Below are 21971 nucleotides of genomic sequence, written 5' to 3'. Positions count from 1 at the left end.
ATCAACGTGGACCAATGCTGTCAAACGCTGTTTCCGCAGGTGAGGGCGTTGATTGGCTCCATCACCGCAGTTCAGGGACACGCGCGAAACGTTCCGCTTCAACGTCTGAGGGTCTGCTCGGCCCCACAGGTCCCACGGAACGCGGCATTGAGGTCGCGTCCTGTGGGACCCGTATGCCGGTGGGTCGTCAGCCGAGGAGCTTGGCGGCGGTGACGAGCTGGCGGACGAAGGGGTGGGCGTCGACCGTCGACGGGACGAGGATCGCGATCGACAGATGCTGCTCGGGATAGACGGCGAGCACGCTCCGGTAGCCGGGCATGCCCCCGACGTGGCCGACCCCGTCCATGCCGAAGTTCTGCCAGTAGCCGTCGGCGAAGTTGATCGTCCCCAGCCCGTAGTGCCCGTCCTCGGTGAAGTCGGTCATCTCGGCGACCGACTCCGGGTGCAGCTGGAGCCCGCCGTAGAGGGCGTAGCCCCACCGCGCCAGCGACTCCGCGTCGCCGGCGGCGCCACCGGCCCCGCCCAGGGCGCCGACGATCGAGCGGAACGGCACCCACGTGTGGTCGCGGGCCGAGGCCGGCAACGACTCGTCGGCCCCCGGAGCCGCCAGCGGGGGAGCCATCACCTGCGCGTCCTGCAGCGCGAGCCGACCGAGCCCGAGCGGGTCCCACAGGTCACGCCTGAGGAGCGTCGCGAGGTCCGTGCCCCCGACCTTGGCGGCGAGGAGTCCGAGCAGCACGTAGTTCTCGTCGGCGTAGCGGTACTCGCCACCCGGGCTGGTGCTGGGGGTCTTCGCCGTGGCGAGGAGCTGCTCGGGCGTCGATCGCGTGTCCGGCTTGGCCTTGACGGCGTCGAAGTCCCAGCTGCCGCGGACGCCGGACCGGTGGCCGAGGAGCTGACGCACGGTCGCCCCGTTCGTGAGGAGCGGGGAGTCGAGGTAGGTCGACGCGGGCCGGTCGAGGTCGACCTTGCCCCGCTCCGCGAGGAGCAGGAGCTCGGCCGCGACGAAGGTCATCGTGATCTCGCCGAGCGCCATCCCGGACCGGGCGTCGAGCGTCGCGCCGGCCCCGTCGACCCCGGTGGCCGAGCTCCACACGCCGCGAGGGCTGACGACGGCGGCGGTGGCGCCCCTGACGAACCCTTCCCGCGCCCACCGGTCCATCTCCCGGCGCAGCGCGACGCCCTCCTCCTGCGGCAGCCTCTCACCGGGGATTGCCGGCCAGGGCCGCCCGCCGGCGTCGGAGGCGGACGCGGACGTCGACGGCGAGCCCGTCGGGTCGACCGCCGGCTCGTCCGCGGAGCAGCCGACGACCATCCCGGTGAGCAGCAGAACCGTCAGGCAGACGCGCGGCAAGGACCTCATGGCCGACCTCCGGTTCGAGGCTACGCCCGCCTGTCATCGCCGTCCGGCACTCGCGCGGACCCGGCGGAAGATGAGCCGAACCGGGGAGCCCGGACGGATCTGGTGGTGGTTGAGGCGGCGGGTCTACGGTGAGAGACGCCCTGTTCATGAAGCGCACCCTTGGAGGAGACATGTCCGTCCGCACCACGACGCTCACCCTGTCGACGGCCGCCCTCGCCGCGGTCGCCCTCGTCGTCGCCCCGGTCGCCGCCGCCGGTGGGCGACCGCTCACCGTGGAGATGACCGGGTCCGCGGAGCGCCCCGGCCCAGGCGATCCCGACGGGTCTGGGACGGCGACGTTCCGCATCAACCCCGGCACCGGCGAGGTCTGCTACACCCTGACCGTCGAGGACATCGCCCCGGCCACTGCGGCTCACGTCCACGTCGCGCCGGAGACCGACCCCGGTCCCGTGGTCATCCCGCTCGCCGCTCCCACGTCCGGGGAGTCGAGCGGCTGCGCCGCGGTGTCGCGCGAGCTGGCCCTCGAGCTCATCCGCAACCCGGGGAACTACTACGTCAACGTCCACAATGCGGAGTTCCCCGCCGGCGCGGTGCGCGGCCAGCTCGGCTGAGCCGGCGGGCGCCATCAGGCGTCCGACACAGGCGGATCACGGCTCGGGACCAAGCCCGAGAGACGGCGGCGCGCCACTGTGACCTGGGCCACCCGGAACCCCTATCGTGTCGCGGTGGTGCGCTCAACGGTGCCCGCATCCGAGACGAAAGAGGTCGTTCACGTGGACGAACACGAGGTCGTGGACCATGACACGGTCCCACCCGCCAACAAGGGGTTGCTCGCCGCGGCCGGGGTGCTCCTGCTCATCCCGATCGTCGCGCTCATGTGGGTGAGCTCCTACAGCAAGGTCGAGCCGAAGCTCTGGGGCTTCCCGTTCTTCATCTGGTACCAGTTCCTCTGGGTGTTCCTCTGCTCGGCGATGACCTGGACCGCCTACCAGCTCGTGCTCCGGGCCCGCCCCCACCGCCCCATGGGTGACGCCCAGCGCCGCCCGCGCCGCCGCCACGGCCGACACGAGCACGGAGCGACGATCGGCGATGCCGCCGACACCGACCTGCACGACGGCCAGCCGTTCGACGCCGACGGACGGGCCGACGGCCGCACCGACATCGACGGACCCACCGACACCGAGGGAGGCCGGCGATGAGCGGCGTCAACTGGACCGCACTGGTCGTCCTCACCGTGCTCTTCCTGCTCGTCACCGTGATGGGCTTCATGGCCACGCGCTGGCGCCGTCCCACGAGCATGGAGTCCCTCGACGAGTGGGGCCTCGGCGGTCGCTCGTTCGGCACATGGATCACGTGGTTCCTCCTCGGAGGCGACCTCTACACGGCATACACGTTCGTCGCTGTCCCGGCCGCGATGTTCGCGACGGGTGCCGTCGCGGGCTTCTTCGCCGTGCCCTACACGATCGTGCTCTACCCGATCATCTTCGTCTTCATGGCGCGGCTGTGGTCGGTGAGCCACCGACACGGCTACGTCACCCCGGCCGACTTCGTCAAGGGTCGCTACGGCAGCCGCCACCTCTCGCTCGCGGTCGCGCTCACGGGCTTCCTCGCGACGATGCCCTACATCGCCCTCCAGCTCGTCGGCATCCAGGCCGTCCTCGAGGTCGTCGGGCTCGGCGGCGGCGACAACATCATCGCCAAGGACGCGCCGCTCTTCATCGCGTTCGCGCTGCTCGCGGCCTACACCTACAGCAGCGGCCTGCGGGCACCGGCGGTCATCGCGTTCGTCAAGGACACGCTCATCTACCTCGTCATCATCGTCGCGATCGTCTACCTGCCCACCAAGGTGGGTGGCTGGGACACGATCTTCGGGGCCGCCGAGGAGAAGATGGCGACGACCAACCCCGCGACGCAGAAGCCCACGGGTGCCTTCATCCCCGGCAGCACGCAGATGTGGGCCTACGCCACCCTCGGCCTCGGTTCGGCGCTCGCGCTGTTCATGTACCCGCACTCGATCACGGCGACCCTCTCGTCGAGCAGTCGCAACACGATCCGCCGCAACGCGGCGATCCTGCCTGCCTACTCGTTCGTGCTCGGCCTCCTTGCCCTGCTCGGGTGGGTGGCCATCGCGGCGGGGACCAAGCCGATCGGCCTCGACGGCAAGCCCAACCCCCAGCTCGTCATCCCGCAGCTCTTCGAGGACATGTTCCCGGGCTGGTTCGCGGGCATCGCCTTCGCCGCCATCGCGATCGGTGCCCTCGTGCCCGCGGCGATCATGTCGATCGCGGCGGCGAACACGTTCACCCGCAACATCTACAAGGAGTTCATCAAGCCGGGCGCCACCCCGCAGCAGGAGGCCAAGGTCTCCAAGCTGGCCTCGCTCGTCGTCAAGGGTTTCGCGCTCGTCTTCGTCCTCCTGCTCGACAAGCAGAACGCGATCAACTTCCAGCTCCTGGGTGGCATCTGGATCCTCCAGACGTTCCCGGCGATCGTGTTCGGCCTCTACACCCGGTGGTTCCACCGCTGGGCACTCCTCGCCGGCTGGGCCGTCGGCATGGTCTACGGCACCTGGGCGGCCTACAACGTCGTCAACCCGGTCACGGGCGCCCACTTCGGGGGCTCGCTCGCCAACATCCCGGGCATCGCGCAGATGGGCTACATCGCCCTGACGGCGTTCGTCGTCAACCTCGTCGTCGCCGGACTCCTCAGCCTGGCCCTCAACGCCGCGAAGGTGTCGAAGGGCCACGACGAGACCATCAAGGGCGACTACTTCGCCGACGCGGGCGACCCCCGCGTCGAGAAGCTCGACGTCGGCCCGCACGAGAGCACGGCCAGCCCGTGACCTGACCGGACCCGTGACGAAGGGCGCCACCGCAGTCGCGGTGGCGCCCTTCGCCGGTCCGCGGACGGCATACGGGCAGGATGGGAGACGTGACTCCCACAGCCCCCTCCGCCGCCCTCGTCGAGCTCGCTCACGCCCACGGGGTCGCCACCGACTTCACCAACTGGCTCGGGCAGCACACCGTCATCTCGGACCGGACGCTGCGAACGGTCCTCCGAGCCCTCGGCGTCGACGCCGCCTCGGAGGAGGCGGTCTCGGTTGCCCTCGCGGACGCCGAGAACCGCCCGTGGCGGCGCACCCTCCCACCCAGCGTCGTATGCCGTGCGGGCCGGACCCCGTGGGTCCACGCCCATGTGCCCCACGGGAGCGGCGTGCGCCTCACCGTCGAGCTCGAGGACGGCACGACCAGGGACGTGCCGCAGGTGGAGCGCTGGGTCCACCCGCGCGTCGTCGACGGGCGCGAGGTCGGTGAGGCGACCTTCGAGCTGCCCGGAGACCTGCCGACCGGGTGGCACCGGCTCGTCGCGCACCTTGACGCGCCTGCGGTGACCGAGGGCACCGACACGGCGACCCTCGTCGTGACACCGCAGCGGCTCGAGCTGCCGGAGGCTCTCCGCCACGGCGGCGTCACCGGCCTCATGACGCAGATCTACCAGGTGCGGTCCGCCGCCTCGTGGGGCGTGGGCGACCTCGGCGACCTCGGGGACCTCGCGTCGTGGGCGGCCACCGAGCTCGGGGCCGAGTTCGTGCTCGTCAACCCGCTGCACGCCGCCGAACCGGTCGTGCCGATGGAGGCCTCGCCCTACCTGCCGACGACGCGACGGTTCGTCAACCCGGTCTATCTGCGGGTCGACGACATCCCCGAGGTCGTGCACCTCGACGCCACCGCCCGGGCCCGCGTCGACGAGCTCGCCGCCGCGGTCCGCGCTCTCGACTCCGAGGACACGATCGACCGCGACGCCGCGTGGACGGCCAAGCGCGAGGCGCTCGGGCTCGTTCACGACCTGGGTCTCGAGGGCCGGCGCGCCCGCGACTTCGAGCGCTTCCGTGAGCGTGAGGGCGAAGGGCTCCAGACGTTCGCGACGTGGTGCGCGATCGCGGAACGCCACGGGCTGCCGTGGGCGAGCTGGCCGGTCGAGCTGCACGACCCGACGTCGGCGGCGGTGGCTGACTTCGCCGCCGCCCATGCTGATCTCGTCGACTTCCACGTGTGGCTCCAGTGGCTCCTGGACCGGCAGCTCGGCGAGGTCCAGCGCGCGGCCACGGACGCCGGGATGTCGCTCGGCATCGTCCACGACCTCGCCGTTGGGGTGCACCCCTTCGGAGCCGACGCCTGGGGGCTCGCCGACGCCCTGGCGACCGGCGTGACGGTCGGGGCGCCACCGGACCAGTTCAACCAGCTCGGCCAGAACTGGTCGCAGCCGCCATGGCACCCCGAGCGGCTCGCCGAGCTCGGCTACGCGCCCTTCCGAGACATGGTCCGCACCGTCCTGCGCGACTCCGGCGGCATCCGCGTCGACCACATCATCGGGCTCTTCCGGCTCTGGTGGATCCCGCAGGGTGGGGGCCTCACCCCGGCCGACGGCACCTACGTCACCTACGACCACGAGGCCCTCATCGGCATCCTCTGCCTCGAGGCCCAGCGCGCCGGTGCCGTCGTCATCGGTGAGGATCTCGGCGTCGTGCCCGCCATCGCGCGCGACTACCTCAGCGAGCGCGGCGTTCTCGGCACGAGCATCATGTGGTTCGAGAACACCGACGGCGCGCCGACACCTCCCGAGAGCTACCGCGAGCTCTGCCTGTCGTCGGTGACGACGCACGACCTGCCGCCCACCGCGGGCTTCCTCGCGCTCGAGCACGTCGCGATCCGGGAGCGGCTGGGCCTGCTCACGCGGTCGGTCGAGGAAGAGCGCGCGGCCGAGGAACACTCCATCGCGACGGTCCGCGACGCGCTCGTCGCGCGCGGGTGGCTGGAGCCCGGCGCCGGTGCACCCTCGGTCATCGAGGCGATGCACCGATGGCTCGGCCACACGCCGAGTGTGATGCGCGCGGTCTCGCTCGCCGACGTCGTCAGGGACCGCCGGGCCATCAACCAGCCGGGCACCGACGACGAGTACCCCAACTGGCGGCTCCCGCTCACCGGCCCCGACGGGCGCCCGGTCTCGCTCGAGGACGTCATGGGGTCGACGCTCGCGGAGCCGCTCTTCCGCGCCACCCGGGGCGACTGAGCGGCCCGGGGCCTCGAGCAAGGCGCGCCCCAGGCAGGTCGCCTCAGGCCGGCGTCTCAGGCCGGCGTCTCAGGTGAGCTGACGCGCGAACGCGTCGGCGACGGCATACCCGGTCGTCCGCAGGGCATCGCGACGCGACTCCATCGCCGTGAGCCACGTCGTGGGGGAGTCGGGCCGCTCCTGCGGCTCCGGCGAGAAGCCGGTCATCCAGCCCTTGAAGATCTCGGGCGTCGTCTCGGGGTGGAACTGCACGCCCCACGCCCGTGGGCCGAACCGCGCCGCCTGCACCGATCCGTCCGGCGCCGTCGCGAGCGATCGGGCACCCGCGGGCAGACGACTGACGACGTCACCGTTGTAGTGGACGGCATCGCGTCCCCCGAGCCCGGCCAGCAGCTCGTCAGACTCCCCGGCAGCGGTGAGCGACAACGGAACCAGCCCGCTCGTCCGTCCGCGCGGGTTGAGTACGACCTTGCCGCCGAGGGCGACGCCGAGGAGCTGGTGGCCGAGGCAGACGCCGAGCGTCGGTATGCCGGCCGCCACCGTGTCGCGCAGCAGCGCCTTCGTCGGTGCGAGCCAGGCGAACGCCTCGTCCTCGTAGGCGTTCATCGCGCCGCCGAGGACGACGAGGGCGTCATGGGCCACCCGGTCGGGGACGGTGTCGCCGAGGTCGCCGCGCACGGTGTCGACGACGATGCCGCGCTCGACCCACCGCTCGGCGAGCCACCCGCCGGGCGCCTCGGGCTCGTGCTGGACGACGAGGACGCGCGTCATCAGACCTGCGTGCCCACGAGTGAGCCGATGGCATAGGTGACGGCCATGGCGAGGATGCCTCCGATGACGTTGCGGCGCACCGCCGGTGGGATCGGGGCGCCGCCGAGCCGAGCGCTGGCCCAGCCGGTGAGGAAGAGGGCGAGGACGACGGCCGCGACCGTCACCGGGACGCGCGCCGAGACACCCGAGACGACGATGGCGACGAGCGGGATGAGGGCGCCGGCGGTGAAGGAGATGAAGGAGGCCCACGCGGCGTTCCACGGCTTCGTCAGCGCCTCGGGGTCGATGCCGAGCTCGGTCTCGGCGTGGGCCGCGAGGGCGTCGTGCGCGGTGAGCTGGACGGCGACGTCCTGCGCGAGCTCCGGGCTGAGGCCCTTGGCCTCATAGAGCTCGGCGAGCTCCTGGAGCTCGGCCTCGGGCTCCTCCCGCAGCTCGCGGCGCTCCTTGGCGAGCAGGGCCATCTCGGCGTCGCGCTGGGTGCTCACCGAGACGTACTCACCGACCGCCATGCTCATGGCGCCGGCGACGAGGCCCGCGAGACCGGCGGTGAGGATCGTCCCGCGGTCGGTCGTCGCCGCGGCGACGCCGATGACGAGACCGGCCGTCGACACGATGCCGTCACCGGCTCCGAGGACGCCGGCGCGCAGCCAGTTGAGGCGCTCGCCGAAGGACTGGTCGTGCGGCTCGTCGTGCTCGGCGACGAGGTCGGTCGACTCAGCCATCGACGGAGGCGCCGTGCCGGCGGGCGATCTCGGTGATGCGGTGCGCCTGCTCGATGTCGAGCTGGGTGAGGCCGTCGGCGTCGTGGGTCGTGAGCAGCCACGAGGTCGTCCGCCAGCGGATGTCGATGTCCGGGTGGTGGTTCATCTCCTCGGCGACCTCGGCCGCCTCGGACACGATGCGGATCGCGGTGGGGAAGTCGGGTGCCTCGATGGTCGCGACGATGGCGTCGCCGTCGCGGGTCCACTGGGGGAGGTCGGCGAGCTGGCGCTCGATCTCCTCGTCGGTCAGCTTGCGGCTCATGACCCCAGCCTCTCCCTCGCGAGCGCACCCGTCCAGCAAGGCGCGCCTACCCGAAGGAGGGGCCTCACGGCATACGTGCCGTGAATGCCGTGAGGCCGGCTCCGCGTCGCGGAACCGGCCTCACGGGACGAGCAGGGCTGCGTCAGAGCGCCTCGGAGATCGACGCCGGCCCCATGAGGGAGTCGTCGCCGTCGAGGAGGTCGCTGAGGTCGGTCACCTCGGGCGCGACCTCGTGGCGCTCGATCTCACCGGACTCGATCTGCTCGGTCCAGTGGCACGCCACGCGGTGGCCGGCGCCGACACCGGGGATGTCCGGCACCCGGAGCACCGGGCGCTCGGTGTCGCACTTGGTCTCCTGCCGCCACGGGCAGCGGGTGTGGAAGCGGCAGCCCGACGGCGGACGCGACGGCGAGGGGAGGTCCCCGGTGAGCAGGATCTGCTCGCGGCGGTCCTCGACGACCGGGTCCGGCACCGGCACGGCCGACATGAGGGCGCGCGTGTAGGGGTGCAGCGGCTGACCGTAGAGGTCGTCCGCATGGGCCTCCTCGGCGAGGGCACCGAGGTACATGACCCCGATCCGGTCGCTGATGTGCCGGACGACGGCGAGGTCGTGGGCGACGACGAGGTAGGTGAGACCGAACTCCTCCTGGAGGTCCTCGAGGAGGTTGACGACCTGCGCCTGCACCGAGACGTCGAGGGCCGAGACCGGCTCGTCGGCGACGATGAGCTTGGGGTTGACCGACAGCGCGCGGGCGATGCCGATGCGCTGGCGCTGGCCGCCCGAGAACTCGTGGGGGTACTTCGCCAGGGCCGCCTCGGGCAGGCCCACCGCGCCCAGCAGCTCGACGAGGCGGGGCCGGGCCTCCCTGGGGTTCTTGGCGAGGCCGTGCGCCTTCATCCCCTCGAAGAGCAGGGACTCGACCGACTGGCGCGGGTCGAGGCTCGACAGCGGGTCCTGGAAGACCATCTGGATGTCCTGGCGCTTCCTGCGCAGCTCCTCACCCTTGAGCGAGGCGATGTCGACGCCGTCGAAGGTCACCGTGCCGTCGGTCGGTGGCTCGAGGTTGAGGATCGCCCGCCCCAGCGTCGACTTGCCGCAGCCGGACTCGCCGACGAGCCCGTAGGTCTCGCCCCGCCGGATCTGCAGGTCGACGCCGTCGACGGCGTAGACGTGGCCGATGGTCTTGTCGAAGATGACGCCCCGCTTGATCGGGAAGTGGACCTTGACGCCCTTGGCGTCGACGAGGACGTCACTGCCGTCGTATGCCGGCCGCCCACCCTCCGTGGGCTGCGTCGCGTCGGTGGTCGTCTGGCTCATCGGGTGGCCTCCACGGGGTTGAAGCAGCGCAGGGCTCGCTGGTGGTGCTCCTCGAGCTCCGGCATCTGCCGGGTGCAGATGTCCACCTGGTTCGGGCACCGGGGGGCGAACGCGCAGGCGCTCGTCCACGGCAGGTTGTCCGAGACCGACCCGGGGATGGGGGTCAGGCGCTGACCGCGGGGGGCGTCGAGGCGGGGGATCGAGGCGAGCAGGCCGTGCGTGTAGGGGTGGCGCGGCTGCGCGAAGAGGTCGTGCCGGTCGCCGCGCTCGACGATCCGGCCGCCGTAGAGGACGTTGACCTCGTCGCAGAGACCGGCGACGACGCCGAGGTCGTGCGTGATCATGACGAGGGCCGTTCCCGACTCCTCGACGAGCTCCTTGAGCAGCGCGAGGATCTGGGCCTGGATCGTCACGTCGAGCGCGGTCGTCGGCTCGTCGGCGATGAGCAGCCGCGGCTGGCAGGCCAGTGCGATGGCGATGAGCGCGCGCTGGCGCATGCCGCCCGAGAGCTGGTGCGGGTAGTCCTTGAGCCGCCTGTCCGGGTCGGGGATGCCGACGCGGTCGAGCAGCTCGCGGGCCACGGGGGTGGCCGCCTTGCGCGACATGCCGCGGTGGCGCTCGAGCACCTCGGTGACCTGCAGGCCGATCGGGATGACTGGGTTGAGCGAGGACAGCGGGTCCTGGAAGACCATCGCGATGTCCTTGCCCCGCTTGTCCCGCATTTGATGGTCGGACAGTCCGAGGAGGTTGGTCCCCTCGTAGTCGACTGTGCCCGTGACCTTGTTGCCGCGCTGGGGGAGCAGGCCCATGATCGCGAGCGAGGTGACCGACTTGCCGCAGCCGGACTCGCCGACGAGGCCGACGGTCTGCCCGGGGTGGACGTCGAACGAGACGCCCTGCACGGCCTCGAAGGGCTCCTGGCCCTGGCGCTGGAACGTGACGCGCAGGTCGCGCACCCGCAGGAGCGGCTCGCTGCCGCCCTCGCGCCAGCGGCGGGCCTTGTCGCGGTCGGCGACGTTGGTCTGGTCGGTGGGGGTCGTGTCCGCGGTGGTGGTGGGGGTCATGCGCGGGTCACCTCCGGCTCTTGGGGTCGAGGGCCTCGCGCAGCGACTCGCCCATGAGGGTGAAGCCGAGCGCGACGACGATGATGCAGATCGCGGGGTAGAACGCGAGGTGCGGGTAGTCCTGGATGCTCCGCTGGGCCTCGCCCAGCATCTGGCCCCACTCCGGCTGACGGTCGTCGGAGTTGCCGAGGCCGAGGAACGAGAGACCGGCAGCGTCGATGATCGACGTCGCGAGGACGAGGGTCGACTGCACGATGACCGGCCCGAGCGAGTTCGGGAGCATGTGGCGGAAGACGATCGCTCCACGCCTGACGCCGAGCGCCCGTGCAGCGAGGACGTGGTCACTGCTGCGCTGGGCGAGCATCGACCCCCTCAGCAGCCGGGCGAAGATCGGCACCTGCACGGTCGCGATGGCGATGATGAGGGTCCACTGCGACGGCCGCGGCGCAAGGGCTGCGATCGAGACGGCGAGGAGGAGCGAGGGGATCGACAGCATGACGTCGACGATGCGCATGACGAGCGAGTCGACCCATCCGCCGAAGGCGCCGGCGAGGGTGCCGAGGGCGATGCCGCCGGTAAGGCCGAAGAGGGTCGCGAACACACCGACGATGAGGGTCTGCCGAGCGCCGACGAGCAGCCGGGACAGCAGGTCACGCCCGAACTCGTCCGAGCCCAGGGGGAAGCCGGGCATCGGCCCCGGGATGTTGCCCGGGCTGAGGTTCTCCTTGAGCTCCGGAAGCCGCTCGGCCGCATCGTGGGGTGCGATCCACGGTGCGATGAGCGCGAGGACGACGAAGACGAGGGTGATGGTCGCCCCGAGGAGGAACACGGGGTTGCGTCGCAGCCGCGCCCAGGCACTCGCGATGAGCGAGACGCCACCGGTGTCCTTGACCTTGCCGGCGTCGCCGACGTGGAGGTCCTTGACCGCGGTCGTGGCGCCGCCGCCGCGGGCGGCGGTCTGGGCCAGGGCGTCGATGCGGTCCTTCTTGGCGCTGGGGCGCGGGTCCATGGGGGAGGGGGTCATGGGGGTCACCTCGTCCGGACTCGGGGGTCGATCACGGCATACATGATGTCGACCAGCAGGTTGACGAGGACGTAGACGGCGGCCGCCGCGAGGATGATGACCTGCAGCACCGGGTAGTCACGGCGGCTGAAGGACAGGGCGAGGGCCTCGCCGATGCCGCCCCACGAGAAGACGGCCTCGGTGAGCACGGCGCCACCGAGGAGGGCGCCGATCTGGAGGCCGATCGTCGTCGTCACGGGCAGCATCGCGTTGCGCAGGATGTGGCGGCCCCGGATGATCCGGGCAGTGAGTCCCTTGGACTCGGCCGTGCGGATGTAGTCCTCGTCGAGCACGTCCAGCACGGCGGCGCGGGTGATCCTGAAGATCACGGCGAAGGGGATGCTCGCCAGAGCCACCGACGGGAGGACGAGGTGCTTGAGCGCGTCCCACGAGGCGTCGAACTCGCGCGTGAGGAGGCCGTCGAGGACGAAGAACCCGGTGACGCGGGTCGCGTCGAGGTCGCCGCTCTGGCGTCCCGACACGGGCAGCCAGCCGAGCTTGATCGCGAAGACGTACTTGAGCAGGAAGGCGAGGAAGAAGACGGGGATCGCGACGCCGACGAGGGAGGAGATCACCGACGCGTTGTCGAGGAAGCTCGCGCGCCTCCTCGCCGCGAAGTAGCCCAGCGGGATGGCGAGGACGATGGCGATGAGCATCGCGAAGAAGCTCAGCTCGATCGTCGCGGGGAAGCGCTGGAGGAAGATGTCCAGCGCGTCGGCGCCGGGAAGCACGCTCGTCGAGGGGCCGAAGTTGCCCTTGACGACGCGGCCGACGAACTTGCCGTACTGCACCCAGATGGGCTGGTCGAGGCCGAACTGCGCCTCCATGGCGGCCCGGGTGGCCGGCGTGGCCCGTTCACCGAGGATCGCCGAGACGGTCCCTCCGGGCAGGGAGCGCAGCCACAGGAACAACAACAACGACAACACGACCAGCACGCCGACCATCTGCACGAGCCGGCGGACGATGAACCTCAGCACGAGTTCCTCCTTGCATCATGGCGGTGGCCGCCCCGGCGATCCTTCGCCGGGACGGCCACCTCCGTCAACGGTTGCGAGCGGTCAGGCTCACTTGCCGCCGACGGTCACGCCACTGAACTCCTCCGCGGTGAGCGGCGAGGCGACGACACCCTCGACGCCCTCACCGACGACGAGCGCCGGCGGGGAGTGGCTGATCGCGAGCGCCGGGAGGTACTCCTCCTGGATCTGCTGGTTGATCTTCTCGTACATCGCGGTGCGCTCGGCCTCGTCGACGGTCGAGTCGGCCTTGGCCAGGTCCGCGGCGAGGGTCTTGCCGAACGCCTGCTTCGTGAGACCGAAGTTGTTGGCGTCGAGGCTGCCGAAGAACGTGCCGATGAAGTTGTGCGCCGAGTCGTAGTCACCCGTCCATCCGAGGAGGAACGCGTCGAACGCGTTGGCGTCGACACCGTCGAGGTAGCCACCGTTCCACGGCTTCGTGACCGTGTTGACCTTGATACCCGCGGCCTCGAGGTCACCCGCCATCGCCTGGTAGAGCTTCTGCGGGTTCGGCATGTAGGGACGCGTGACCTCTGACGGGTACGCGAACGTCAGGGTGAGGCCACCGGCCGCCTGGATGGCAGCCTTCGCGGCAGCGGGGTCGTAGGCCACGGCCTGGAGGTTCTTGTTGTAGCCGCTCACGGTGTCGGGCATCATCTGCGTCGCGACCTTGGCGCCCTCGGGGAGCTGCGTCTTGACGAGCTCCTCGCGGTTGATGGCCTGGTAGATCGCCTTGCGGACCTTGAGGTCGGTGAGCTTCGGGTTCTTGGTCGGGTTGAGACCGAGGTAGAACACGTTGAACGCCGGACGGATCTCGACCTTGTTGCCCGCGGACTCGAGGCCCTTCCAGTCGGCCGGGTTCGGCAGGTCGTAGCCGTTGATGCTCTTGGCCTCGAGCTCCTGGCGACGGGTGCTCTCGTCGGGGATGATCTTGAAGACGACCTTGGCGTTCTTGGCCTTCTCGCCCCAGTAGTCGTCGTTGCGGACGAGCGTGACCGTCTTGTTGGCCTCGTCGTACTTCTCGAGCTTGTAGGGGCCCGTGCCCACGCCGGCCTTGGAGTAGGCGGGGTAGGTGAAGCCCTCACCCTGGGCGACGACGTCGTTGGCCTTGCCCGCGTCCATCGCCTTCGGCGACTGCATGGACAGCGAGTCGAGCGAGAGGAACGTCGGGAAGCCCGAGGTCGGGCGGGTGACGGAGAGGACCACGGTCTTCTCGTCCTTGGCCTCGCAGCCCTTGTAGAGCGACTCGGCGGCCTTGGCCTTGAACGCGCCGAACGTGCCGGCCCAGTACTCGGCGGCGACCTGGCCGGCCGGGTTCTGGTCGAACATGCGCTCGAAGTTCTTGCACACCGCGTCGGCGTTGAACGGCTCGCCGTCGTGGAACTTCACGCCCTCGCGCAGCGTGAAGGTCCAGTTGGTGCCGGACGCGTCCGGCTCCCACTTCTCGGCCAGCTCGGGCTCGATCTCGGCGCTGCCGGCCTTGATGCCGACAAGACCCTCGAACATCTGGCGGGTCACGCGGAAGGTCTCGCCGTCGGTGGCGTAGAAGGGGTCCATCACCTTGGGGGCGCCGGCGGCGCCGAAGGTGAACGTGGACGAGCCGCCTCCGCTGGTGGAGCCCGAGTCCGACCCGGAGTCGTCACGGTCGGACTGGGCGCAGGCCGTGAGGGCCAGGGCTGCGGCCGTCAGCACGGCGAACGGCGTCGCCTTGCGCTTGAACGTCATCGATACCTCGCTTGGATGTGCGAACCTCTGGGGCCACGGTTGGCCACAAAGGGCTGGAACGACCATGCAGTCGGGCACGTGCGTCGTGCGTCTCTGCAGCGGACGGGTTGACCCTAGCGACATTCATCCGCCCCACAACCGCACACTGCATTTGTTTATCGGAGTGAGACCCGGATCCCGGAAGGAGTCGCGGCGTGCCCGTGGAGCAGCCGAACGACCTCGTCGAGGTGGTCGCCGCAGCGCTCGTCGACGATCTCGCCAGGCCGACGCGAATTCTCGCGGCGCGGCGGACCGAGCCGGCCGATCTCGCCGGTGGCTGGGAGCTGCCGGGCGGCAAGGTCGACCCCGGCGAGTCCGTCCTCGAGGCCCTGCACCGGGAGCTGCTCGAGGAGCTCGGCGTCGAGGTCGCCGTGGGCGAACGGGTCGACGGCCCACTGGAGCGTGGTCGCTGGCCGCTGGGCACGGCATACGCCATGACGGTCCACCTCGCCGAGGTGACCGCGGGCGTCCCGGAGCCGATCGAGGACCACGACGAGCTCCGTTGGCTCGAGGCGCACGACCTGTATGCCGTGCCGTGGCTCCCGGGGGACCTCCCGATCGTCGACGCTCTGGGGGAGCTGCTGGCGGAGTTCCGCCGTTTTCGTCCCTGAGCGAAATCCTGAGAGACTGGGCATCATGCCCATCACTACTCGCGACGACATCCGTAACGTCGCCATCGTCGCGCACGTCGACCACGGAAAGACCACGCTGGTCGACAAGATGCTCTGGGAGGCAGGCGCCTTCGCCGAACGAGCCACCGTCGAGACCACTGGCGAACGCGTCATGGACTCCGGTGACCTCGAGCGCGAGAAGGGCATCACCATCCTCGCGAAGAACACCGCGGTCCACTACGCCGGCAAGGCTGCGACGGACGCGGGTCTGGCCGACGGCCTGACGATCAACATCATCGACACCCCCGGGCACGCCGACTTCGGTGGCGAGGTCGAGCGCGGCCTGTCCATGGTCGACGGCGTCGTCCTCCTCGTCGACGCCTCCGAGGGCCCGCTGCCGCAGACGCGCTTCGTCCTGCGCAAGGCGCTCGCGGCCAAGATGCCGGTCATCCTCTGCATCAACAAGGTCGACCGCCCCGACTCGCGCATCCAGGAGGTCGTCGACGAGGTCTACGAGCTCTTCATCGACCTCGACGCCTCCGAGGACCAGATCGAGTTCCCCATCGTCTACGCGTCCGCCAAGAACGGCCGGGCCTCGCTGGAGCGCCCCGACGACGGCGGCCTCCCGGGCGGCGACGACCTCACCGCCCTCTTCGAGACGATCATCTCGACGATCCCGGCGCCGACCTACGACACCGAGGCGCCGCTCCAGGCCCACGTCACCAACCTCGACGCCTCCAACTTCCTCGGCCGCCTCGCGCTCCTGCGCGTCTTCAACGGCGAGATCAAGAAGGGCCAGCAGGTCGCCTGGTGCAAGCACGACGGCTCGATCGAGCGCGTCAAGATCACCGAGCTCCTCATGACCGAGGCCCTCGAGCGCAAGCCGCTCGAGGAGGGCAGGTCGGCGCGTCCCGGCGACATCATCGCCATCGCCGGCATCCCCGAGATCATGATCGGCGACACCATCGCCGACGCCGAGAACCCCGTGCCGCTGCCCGTCATCACCGTCGACGAGCCCGCGATCTCGATGACGATCGGCACCAACACGAGCCCGATGGTCGGCCGGGTCCGCGGCTCCAAGGTCACCGCCCGCATGGTCAAGGACCGCCTCGACAAGGAGCTCATCGGCAACGTGTCGCTGCGCATCCTGCCGACCGAGCGCCCCGACGCCTGGGAGGTCCAGGGCCGTGGCGAGCTCGCGCTCGCGATCCTCGTCGAGCAGATGCGTCGTGAGGGCTACGAGCTCACCGTCGGCAAGCCGCAGGTCGTCACCCGTCACGTGGACGGCAAGCTGCACGAGCCCGTCGAGCGCCTCACCATCGACACCCCCGACGAGTACCTCGGCGCCATCACCCAGCTCCTCGCCGCCCGCAAGGGCCGGATGGAGCAGATGACCAACCACGGCACCGGCTGGGTCCGCATGGAGTTCCTCGTCCCGTCGCGCGGACTCATCGGCTTCCGCACCGAGTTCCTCACCGAGACCCGTGGCGCCGGCATCGCGCACCACGTCTTCGAGGACTACGAGCCGTGGTTCGGCACGATCACGACCCGTACGTCGGGCTCCCTCGTCGCCGACCGCTCGGGGCCGGTCACGTCCTACGCCATGGTCAACCTCCAGGAGCGCGGCACGCTCTTCGTCGAGCCGTCGACCGAGGTCTACGAGGGCATGATCGTCGGCGAGAACTCCCGCGCCGACGACATGGACGTCAACATCACCAAGGAGAAGAAGCTCACCAACGTGCGCGCCTCCTCGGCAGACAACTTCGAGAAGGTCGTCCCGCCGCGCCGGCTCAGCCTCGAGCAGTCGCTCGAGTTCTGCCGCGAGGACGAGTGCGTCGAGGTGACCCCCGAGGCGGTCCGCATCCGCAAGGTCGAGCTCGACCAGACCGTGCGCGGCCGGACGGCCTCGCGGGCCCGCAAGAACTGAGGCGCTTCGCCCGCGCCGCACCGCACCGAGGAAGCACCCCGCACGTGAACACCCGAAGCAGCCGGCACCAGTCTCGACGCCAGCCCAGCCACCGCGTCTGGGCGATGCTGGCTGCGCTCGTGGTGCTGCTCGTCTCGGGCATGGCGGGGTGCAGCCTCATCGGCGGCGACGGCGACGCTGCCGAGACCCCGCAGGTGGCGGCCCGGGACCGGGTCGACGAGCGTGGTGGCACCCTCAAGGCGCTCTCGCTCGGACCCGTCCTCAGCTGGGACCCACAGCGGATCAGCGCCCGGGACGATGCCGCCTTCGCCGGGCGGATCTTCCTGCGCACGCTCACGGCCTACCAGCCGAGCACGGACCCGCGGAACCAGTCGCGGCTCGTCGGCGACCTCGCGACGGACACGGGCACACCCAACAAGGAGCTCACCTCCTGGTCGTTCACCCTGCGCGACGGCATCGCGTGGGAGGACGGCTCGCCGGTGACGTGCGAGGACGTCAAGTACGGCATCTCCCGCACCTTCGCGACCACGGTCATCACCGGCGGCTCCACCGACGCCCTCGCGGTCCTCGCCGTGCCGAAGCAGCCCAATGGCGCCTCGATCTACGGCGGTCCCTACGCGACGGGACCCGCGGCGGCGGCCGGCGCCGCGGCATACGACAAGGCCGTGGCCTGCCGGGGCGCGACGATCACGTTCACGCTGAGCGCGCCGGTGGGTGACTTCAACGAGATGGTCAGCCAGCCGGCGTTCGCACCCGTGAAGAAGTCGGCGGACAAGGGCAAGGACGGCACCTACGTCGCCTTCTCGAGCGGTCCCTACAAGCTCGCCGCCCCGTGGAGGGCGTCCACCGGTGGGTCGTGGGAGCGCAACCCCCACTGGAAGGCGTCGACCGACGAGGTCCGCCGGGCCTACCCGGACCGGATCGAGCACCAGGAGGGCATCGAGACCCAGACGGTGGCGCAGCAGATCATGGCCGACGGCGACGGCGCCAGGAACGCGGTGTCGCTCGGTCCGGCGCCTCAGGCCATCCAGCAGCACATCGTCTCGGTCGACGCCCTCACCGAGCGGTCGGTGACCGCCGGCACCGGGCTCGTCGACTACCTCGTCCCCAACGTCAAGAGCCAGGTCTTCGCCAAGCCCGAGGCGCGCCAGGCCCTCGCCGTCGCCACGAACCGCCAGGCCTACGTCACCGCCCTCGGCGGCGCGACGACCGGCCGGCCCACGACGACGCTCATCCCCGAGTCGCTGCCGGCACACCATCAGGAGGACCCGATCGCCGCCGGTCCACGCGGTGACGCCGACCGCGCCAAGGTCCTCCTCGGCAAGGCCGGGCTCACGCTGCCCGTGCCGCTGCGGGTCGTCTACCGCTCCAGCCCGGTCGCCGACAAGGCGATGGCCGCGCTCGTCGCGGGGTGGACCGAGGCCGGGTTCGCGCCGACCCTCACGCCGCTGAAGGACGACTACTTCGCCACGATCGGTGCGCCCGCCGCCGCGTCGAGCTACGACGTGTTCTGGTCGAACTGGTCGCCGGCCTGGGCCTCGGCGAGCACGATCCTGCCTGCGCTCTTCGACAGCTCGATCAACCTCACCCCGGCCGGTCCCGGTCGTGACTACGGCTCCTTCGCCGACGCGACGGTCAACGCCGAGATCCAGAACATCGGCAGGATCGGCGACCGAGCCAAGCGGGAGCAGGCGTGGGCCGCCCTCGACGCCACGCTGCAGGGTCAGGGTGCCTACATCGGCCTGGCCGAGCGCCGGGCGCTCTACATCGCGGGCAGCGACGTCCGCAACCTCTCGGCCAACGAGGTCATCGGTGGCGTCGTCGAGCTCGCGGACATCGCGGTCAGACAGTGAGACGCCTGCTGTTCGTGCACGCCCACCCCGACGACGAGACGTTGGCGACGGGCGTGGCGATCCTGCACCACGTCGAGCGCGGCGACGACGTCCACGTCCTCACGTGCACCCTCGGCGAGGAGGGCGAGGTCATCCCGGCCGGGCTGGCCCACCTCGAGGGCGCCGACGGTGACCCCCTCGCCGAGCACCGGCGGGGTGAGCTGGCCGGCGCGACCTCGACCCTCGGGGTCGCCTCCCACCTGCTGGGCGCCGACGACCCGGGCGGGCAGCCGGCATACCGGGACTCCGGGATGGTGGGGTCGGCGGCCTTCGGGCACGCTCGCGCCTTCGCGAGTGCCGACCTCGACGAGGTCGCGACGCTCGTCCGCGCGACGGTGGAGGGCATCGCTCCGGACGTCGTCGTGACCTACGACGCGCAGGGCGGTTACGGCCACCCCGACCACATCCGGGTGCACGACGCCGTGCGCACCGCCATGGCCCAGATGCCCTCTGCTCCACCGCTCTTCGTCACCCTGACCCCGCGGTCGTGGGCCGTCGAGGACCGCGCGTGGCTCGCCTCCCATCTGCCCTCCGGGACCGGGTATGCCGTCCCCTCGCCGAGCGATCCCTACCCGCCGTCGGTCGTCGACGACGACCTCGTGACGCACGCCGTCGTCGATCCCACGGTCGTCGAGCGGCAGCAGGAGGCGCTGCGCTCGCACGAGACGCAGGTCGTCGTCGGCGAGGGCTGGTTCGCCCTCTCCAACGACGTCGCCTCACGCCTGCCCGGGCGCGAGGGCTATGCCCTGCTCGACCCCGCGACGGGCGCGCTCGCGCCGTCCGCGGGCGCTGGGGACCGTCGTCCGGGACTGCTCGGGGCCGGCGCGTGACGGCAGCGGGGGAGCAGGGCGCCGTGGAGGTCGACACCGACGCCTACCGGCACGTCATCGGACGCCTCGCCAAGGGGGTCGCCGTCGTGACGACGACGGCCTCCGGTCACCACCACGCCATCACCGTGGACTCGGTCACGAGCGTCTCGCTCGACCCGGTTCTGCTCCTCGTCTGCGTCGAGACCGACGCACGCTTCCACGACGCGGTCCTCGAGCGCGGGGAGTTCGGCGTCAGCGTGCTCGCCGCGTCGCAGCGGGCCGCCGCGGTGTGGTTCTCGACGCCGGGACGGCCCCTCCCGGGCCAGATGGACCGCACCCCGCACACCCTCACCGCGTCGGGGATCCCCCTGCTCGACGGGGCCCTGTCGACCCTCGAGTGCGTCGTGCGAGACGTGCACCCGGCGGGCGACCACAGCATCATCGTGGGGGAGGTGCGTGCCGCTCGCCTGTCGGGTGATCCCACGCCCGCCCTCGTACACTTCCGCGGACAGTACTCAGCGCTTCCGTGACGCCACCTGCACACGACACCCATCGAGGACACGACGCATGACCAGCGATTTCGACCCGAACCCGAGCCCGGCACGACGCAGGCGCGTCGCCGTCGCCTCGATCGTCGGTGCCCTCGCGCTGCTCGTCGTGGGCTACGTCGGCGCCGCGGCGTGGGCCAGTGGACGGGTGCCCAGCGACACCACCGTGGGCGGGGTCCAGATCGGCGGTCTCGGCCCGGCGGCGGCGCGTGACGCGCTGGCCAAGGGCGTCGAGAAGCGGTCGGCCGCCCCGATCGAGCTCACCGCCGGCGACAAGAAGGCCTCGATCGACCCCAAGGAGGCCGGACTCGAGGTCGACCTCGACGAGTCGGTCGCCGAGCTCACCGGCTTCAGCCTCAATCCGGTCAAGGTCATCGGGCACCTCACGGGCGGCGTCGAGCGCAGCCTCACCACGAAGGTCGACGAGGACAGGCTCACGGCGGCCGTCGAGAAGGCAGCGGGCGAGCTCGAGGTCGCACCCAAGGACGGCTCGATCTCCGTCGCCGGCGGCAAGGTCGCCGTCGTCGAGCCCGTGAAGGGCCAGAAGGTCGAGGTCGAGCCGACGGTGGACACCATCGCCTCCGCGTGGCCCCGGTCCGCACCCATCGTCGCCCCCGTCGAGGAGTCCTCGCCCAAGGTGACCGCCGAGGAGCTCCAGCGGGTGAGGACCGAGTTCGCCGACAAGGCGATGTCGGCCCCGATCGCCGTCAAGGCCGGCGACAAGACCTTCGAGCTGCCGCCGGCCGCTCTCGCCCCGGCCATCAGCTTCCCCGCCGACGCCGAGGGCAAGATCACCCCCAAGTTCGACGACAAGCTCGTCATCGACGCCGTCACCAAGGCTGCTGAGAAGGCCAGGGCCACGGTCGACGCCAAGGACGCGACCGTCGTCTTCAGGGACGGCCAGCCCACCGTCGTCCCGTCGCGCACCGGGGTGGCCCTCGACGCCACCAAGATCGTCGCGCCGGTCACCGCTGCGCTCACGTCGGAGGACCGCGCCGCGATCCTGCCGGTCACCGTGGCCCAGCCGAAGTTCACGACAGAGAAGGCGCGGGCGACCCTGCCCAAGGGCCAGATCTCGACCTTCACGACGTACTTCAACGCCAACGGCGGTGGTCGCGTGACGAACATCCGCATCGCGGCCCGCACGCTCAACGGCACCTACGTGCCCCCGGGCGGCACGTTCAGCCTCAACGACGTCCTCGGCCGCCGCACGCCGGACAAGGGCTACGTCAAGGGCGGCGTCATCTCCGAGGGCCGGCTCAGCGAGAACTACGGTGGCGGCATCTCGCAGGTCTCGACGACCCTCTTCAACGCCGCGTTCTTCGCCGGGGTCGAGTTCAAGCAGTACATGGCGCACGGCTTCTACATCTCGCGCTACCCCGAGGGCCGCGAGGCGACGATCTCCTACCCCTACCCGGACAACCGGTGGGTCAACACCACCGACGGCGGCATCTACATCCGGGCCAGCTCGACCGGCGGCCAGGTGACCGTGTCGTTCTACGGCACGAAGAAGTGGGACGTCTCGTCCAACAAGAGCCCCCGGCGCAACATCGTCCAGCCCAAGAAGATCACCGACCCGTCGCCGGAGTGCATCACCCAGGCACCGACGCCCGGCTTCGACGTCACGGTGACCCGCATCTTCAAGCAGGGCGGCAGGACCGTGCGGACCCAGGCCTTCAACACCCACTACAACCCCGAGGACGACGTCACCTGCACCCATCCCGACGCGAAGTAG

The 21971-nt window shown here is 70.8% G+C and carries 19 protein-coding genes; 10 read left to right on the top strand and 9 right to left on the bottom strand.

The genetic code is table 11. The annotated features are described in order from the left end of the window. Positions 1–187 precede the first annotated feature (187 nt). On the bottom strand, positions 188–1363 hold the full coding sequence (locus ACOJV7_RS03150; RefSeq protein WP_420188707.1) for a serine hydrolase domain-containing protein: 1176 nt from the start codon (positions 1361–1363) through the stop codon (positions 188–190). A gap of 170 nt (positions 1364–1533) precedes the next feature. Between ACOJV7_RS03150 and ACOJV7_RS03145 the strand changes: the two genes are divergently transcribed. The 4 genes from ACOJV7_RS03145 to malQ all read left to right on the top strand — a co-directional run bounded on the left by ACOJV7_RS03145 (position 1534) and on the right by malQ (position 6433). Further along, positions 1534–1974, top strand: coding sequence for a CHRD domain-containing protein (locus ACOJV7_RS03145; RefSeq protein ID WP_420188706.1), 441 nt, complete (start codon positions 1534–1536; stop codon positions 1972–1974). A 162-nt stretch (positions 1975–2136) separates the two neighbouring features. Beyond that, positions 2137–2562: a DUF3311 domain-containing protein gene (locus tag ACOJV7_RS03140; protein WP_420188705.1), complete on the top strand. Its 426-nt coding sequence runs from the start codon at positions 2137–2139 to the stop codon at positions 2560–2562. Beyond that, the gene (mctP, locus tag ACOJV7_RS03135) at positions 2559–4205 is read left to right on the top strand and encodes a monocarboxylate uptake permease MctP (protein ID WP_420188704.1); all 1647 of its coding nucleotides are present in this window, start codon (positions 2559–2561) and stop codon (positions 4203–4205) included. The genes ACOJV7_RS03140 and mctP overlap by 4 nt, the downstream gene beginning before the upstream one ends. A gap of 80 nt (positions 4206–4285) precedes the next feature. Next, positions 4286–6433: a 4-alpha-glucanotransferase gene (gene malQ, locus ACOJV7_RS03130; RefSeq protein ID WP_420188703.1), complete on the top strand. Its 2148-nt coding sequence runs from the start codon at positions 4286–4288 to the stop codon at positions 6431–6433. Between the two features lie 69 nt (positions 6434–6502). Here malQ and ACOJV7_RS03125 read toward each other — a convergent pair whose 3' ends face one another. From ACOJV7_RS03125 to ACOJV7_RS03090, 8 genes are all read right to left on the bottom strand, one after another. Beyond that, positions 6503–7204, bottom strand: a complete 702-nt coding sequence (locus ACOJV7_RS03125) for a type 1 glutamine amidotransferase (RefSeq protein ID WP_420188702.1) — start codon at positions 7202–7204, stop codon at positions 6503–6505. Further along, on the bottom strand, positions 7204–7926 hold the full coding sequence (locus tag ACOJV7_RS03120; protein ID WP_420188701.1) for a VIT1/CCC1 transporter family protein: 723 nt from the start codon (positions 7924–7926) through the stop codon (positions 7204–7206). Before ACOJV7_RS03120 ends, ACOJV7_RS03125 begins: the two co-directional genes overlap by 1 nt. After that, positions 7919–8227: a 4a-hydroxytetrahydrobiopterin dehydratase gene (locus tag ACOJV7_RS03115; RefSeq protein ID WP_420188700.1), complete on the bottom strand. Its 309-nt coding sequence runs from the start codon at positions 8225–8227 to the stop codon at positions 7919–7921. The genes ACOJV7_RS03120 and ACOJV7_RS03115 overlap by 8 nt, the downstream gene beginning before the upstream one ends. 142 nt (positions 8228–8369) lie before the next feature. Beyond that, on the bottom strand, positions 8370–9545 hold the full coding sequence (locus tag ACOJV7_RS03110) for an ABC transporter ATP-binding protein (RefSeq protein ID WP_420188699.1): 1176 nt from the start codon (positions 9543–9545) through the stop codon (positions 8370–8372). Continuing rightward, entirely contained in the window at positions 9542–10609 is a 1068-nt protein-coding gene (locus ACOJV7_RS03105) for an ABC transporter ATP-binding protein (RefSeq protein WP_420188698.1), read from the bottom strand. The genes ACOJV7_RS03110 and ACOJV7_RS03105 overlap by 4 nt, the downstream gene beginning before the upstream one ends. A 7-nt stretch (positions 10610–10616) precedes the next feature. Continuing rightward, a complete protein-coding gene (locus ACOJV7_RS03100; protein WP_420188697.1) occupies positions 10617–11633 on the bottom strand; it encodes an ABC transporter permease in 1017 nt (338 codons plus the stop codon). 5 nt (positions 11634–11638) lie between these two features. Further along, on the bottom strand, positions 11639–12649 hold the full coding sequence (locus tag ACOJV7_RS03095; RefSeq protein WP_420188696.1) for an ABC transporter permease: 1011 nt from the start codon (positions 12647–12649) through the stop codon (positions 11639–11641). A gap of 87 nt (positions 12650–12736) precedes the next feature. Next, positions 12737–14410, bottom strand: a complete 1674-nt coding sequence (locus ACOJV7_RS03090; protein ID WP_420188695.1) for an ABC transporter substrate-binding protein — start codon at positions 14408–14410, stop codon at positions 12737–12739. A gap of 194 nt (positions 14411–14604) precedes the next feature. Here ACOJV7_RS03090 and ACOJV7_RS03085 point away from each other — a divergent pair, with 194 nt between their 5' ends. From ACOJV7_RS03085 to ACOJV7_RS03060, 6 genes are read left to right on the top strand one after another with little or no spacing between them, the layout of a single operon-like run. Continuing rightward, the gene (locus ACOJV7_RS03085) at positions 14605–15060 is read left to right on the top strand and encodes a (deoxy)nucleoside triphosphate pyrophosphohydrolase (RefSeq protein WP_420188694.1); all 456 of its coding nucleotides are present in this window, start codon (positions 14605–14607) and stop codon (positions 15058–15060) included. 25 nt (positions 15061–15085) lie between these two features. Then, positions 15086–16987 carry a translational GTPase TypA gene (typA, locus tag ACOJV7_RS03080; RefSeq protein WP_420188693.1) on the top strand — a complete coding sequence of 634 codons (1902 nt, stop codon included), beginning with the start codon at positions 15086–15088 and terminating at the stop codon, positions 16985–16987. Positions 16988–17031: 44 nt separating this feature from the next. Beyond that, positions 17032–18840, top strand: a complete 1809-nt coding sequence (locus ACOJV7_RS03075; RefSeq protein ID WP_420188692.1) for an ABC transporter substrate-binding protein — start codon at positions 17032–17034, stop codon at positions 18838–18840. Continuing rightward, positions 18837–19709, top strand: coding sequence for a PIG-L family deacetylase (locus ACOJV7_RS03070; protein WP_420188691.1), 873 nt, complete (start codon positions 18837–18839; stop codon positions 19707–19709). The genes ACOJV7_RS03075 and ACOJV7_RS03070 overlap by 4 nt, the downstream gene beginning before the upstream one ends. 23 nt (positions 19710–19732) lie before the next feature. Further along, the gene (locus ACOJV7_RS03065) at positions 19733–20218 is read left to right on the top strand and encodes a flavin reductase family protein (protein WP_420188690.1); all 486 of its coding nucleotides are present in this window, start codon (positions 19733–19735) and stop codon (positions 20216–20218) included. 37 nt (positions 20219–20255) lie between these two features. Continuing rightward, the gene (locus ACOJV7_RS03060) at positions 20256–21971 is read left to right on the top strand and encodes a VanW family protein (RefSeq protein ID WP_420188689.1); all 1716 of its coding nucleotides are present in this window, start codon (positions 20256–20258) and stop codon (positions 21969–21971) included.

Source organism: Knoellia tibetensis (genome assembly GCF_048606415.1).
Lineage (GTDB): Bacteria > Actinomycetota > Actinomycetes > Actinomycetales > Dermatophilaceae > Knoellia > Knoellia tibetensis.
Note: the sequence above shows the minus strand (reverse complement) of the source record. Positions and strands in the feature narration are given on the sequence as shown.

What these genes read in the sequence shown, in the direction of transcription:
- typA (WP_420188693.1), top strand. Translation starts at nt 15,086, where the DNA reads ATGCCCATCACTACTCGCGACGACATCCGTAACGTCGCCATCGTCGCG.
- ACOJV7_RS03100 (WP_420188697.1), bottom strand. Translation starts at nt 11,633, where the DNA reads ATGACCCCCTCCCCCATGGACCCGCGCCCCAGCGCCAAGAAGGACCGC.
- ACOJV7_RS03110 (WP_420188699.1), bottom strand. Translation starts at nt 9,545, where the DNA reads ATGAGCCAGACGACCACCGACGCGACGCAGCCCACGGAGGGTGGGCGG.
- ACOJV7_RS03090 (WP_420188695.1), bottom strand. Translation starts at nt 14,410, where the DNA reads ATGACGTTCAAGCGCAAGGCGACGCCGTTCGCCGTGCTGACGGCCGCA.
- ACOJV7_RS03120 (WP_420188701.1), bottom strand. Translation starts at nt 7,926, where the DNA reads ATGGCTGAGTCGACCGACCTCGTCGCCGAGCACGACGAGCCGCACGAC.
- ACOJV7_RS03150 (WP_420188707.1), bottom strand. Translation starts at nt 1,363, where the DNA reads ATGAGGTCCTTGCCGCGCGTCTGCCTGACGGTTCTGCTGCTCACCGGG.
- malQ (WP_420188703.1), top strand. Translation starts at nt 4,286, where the DNA reads ATGGGAGACGTGACTCCCACAGCCCCCTCCGCCGCCCTCGTCGAGCTC.
- ACOJV7_RS03060 (WP_420188689.1), top strand. Translation starts at nt 20,256, where the DNA reads ATGACCAGCGATTTCGACCCGAACCCGAGCCCGGCACGACGCAGGCGC.
- mctP (WP_420188704.1), top strand. Translation starts at nt 2,559, where the DNA reads ATGAGCGGCGTCAACTGGACCGCACTGGTCGTCCTCACCGTGCTCTTC.
- ACOJV7_RS03115 (WP_420188700.1), bottom strand. Translation starts at nt 8,227, where the DNA reads ATGAGCCGCAAGCTGACCGACGAGGAGATCGAGCGCCAGCTCGCCGAC.
- ACOJV7_RS03125 (WP_420188702.1), bottom strand. Translation starts at nt 7,204, where the DNA reads ATGACGCGCGTCCTCGTCGTCCAGCACGAGCCCGAGGCGCCCGGCGGG.
- ACOJV7_RS03105 (WP_420188698.1), bottom strand. Translation starts at nt 10,609, where the DNA reads ATGACCCCCACCACCACCGCGGACACGACCCCCACCGACCAGACCAAC.
- ACOJV7_RS03145 (WP_420188706.1), top strand. Translation starts at nt 1,534, where the DNA reads ATGTCCGTCCGCACCACGACGCTCACCCTGTCGACGGCCGCCCTCGCC.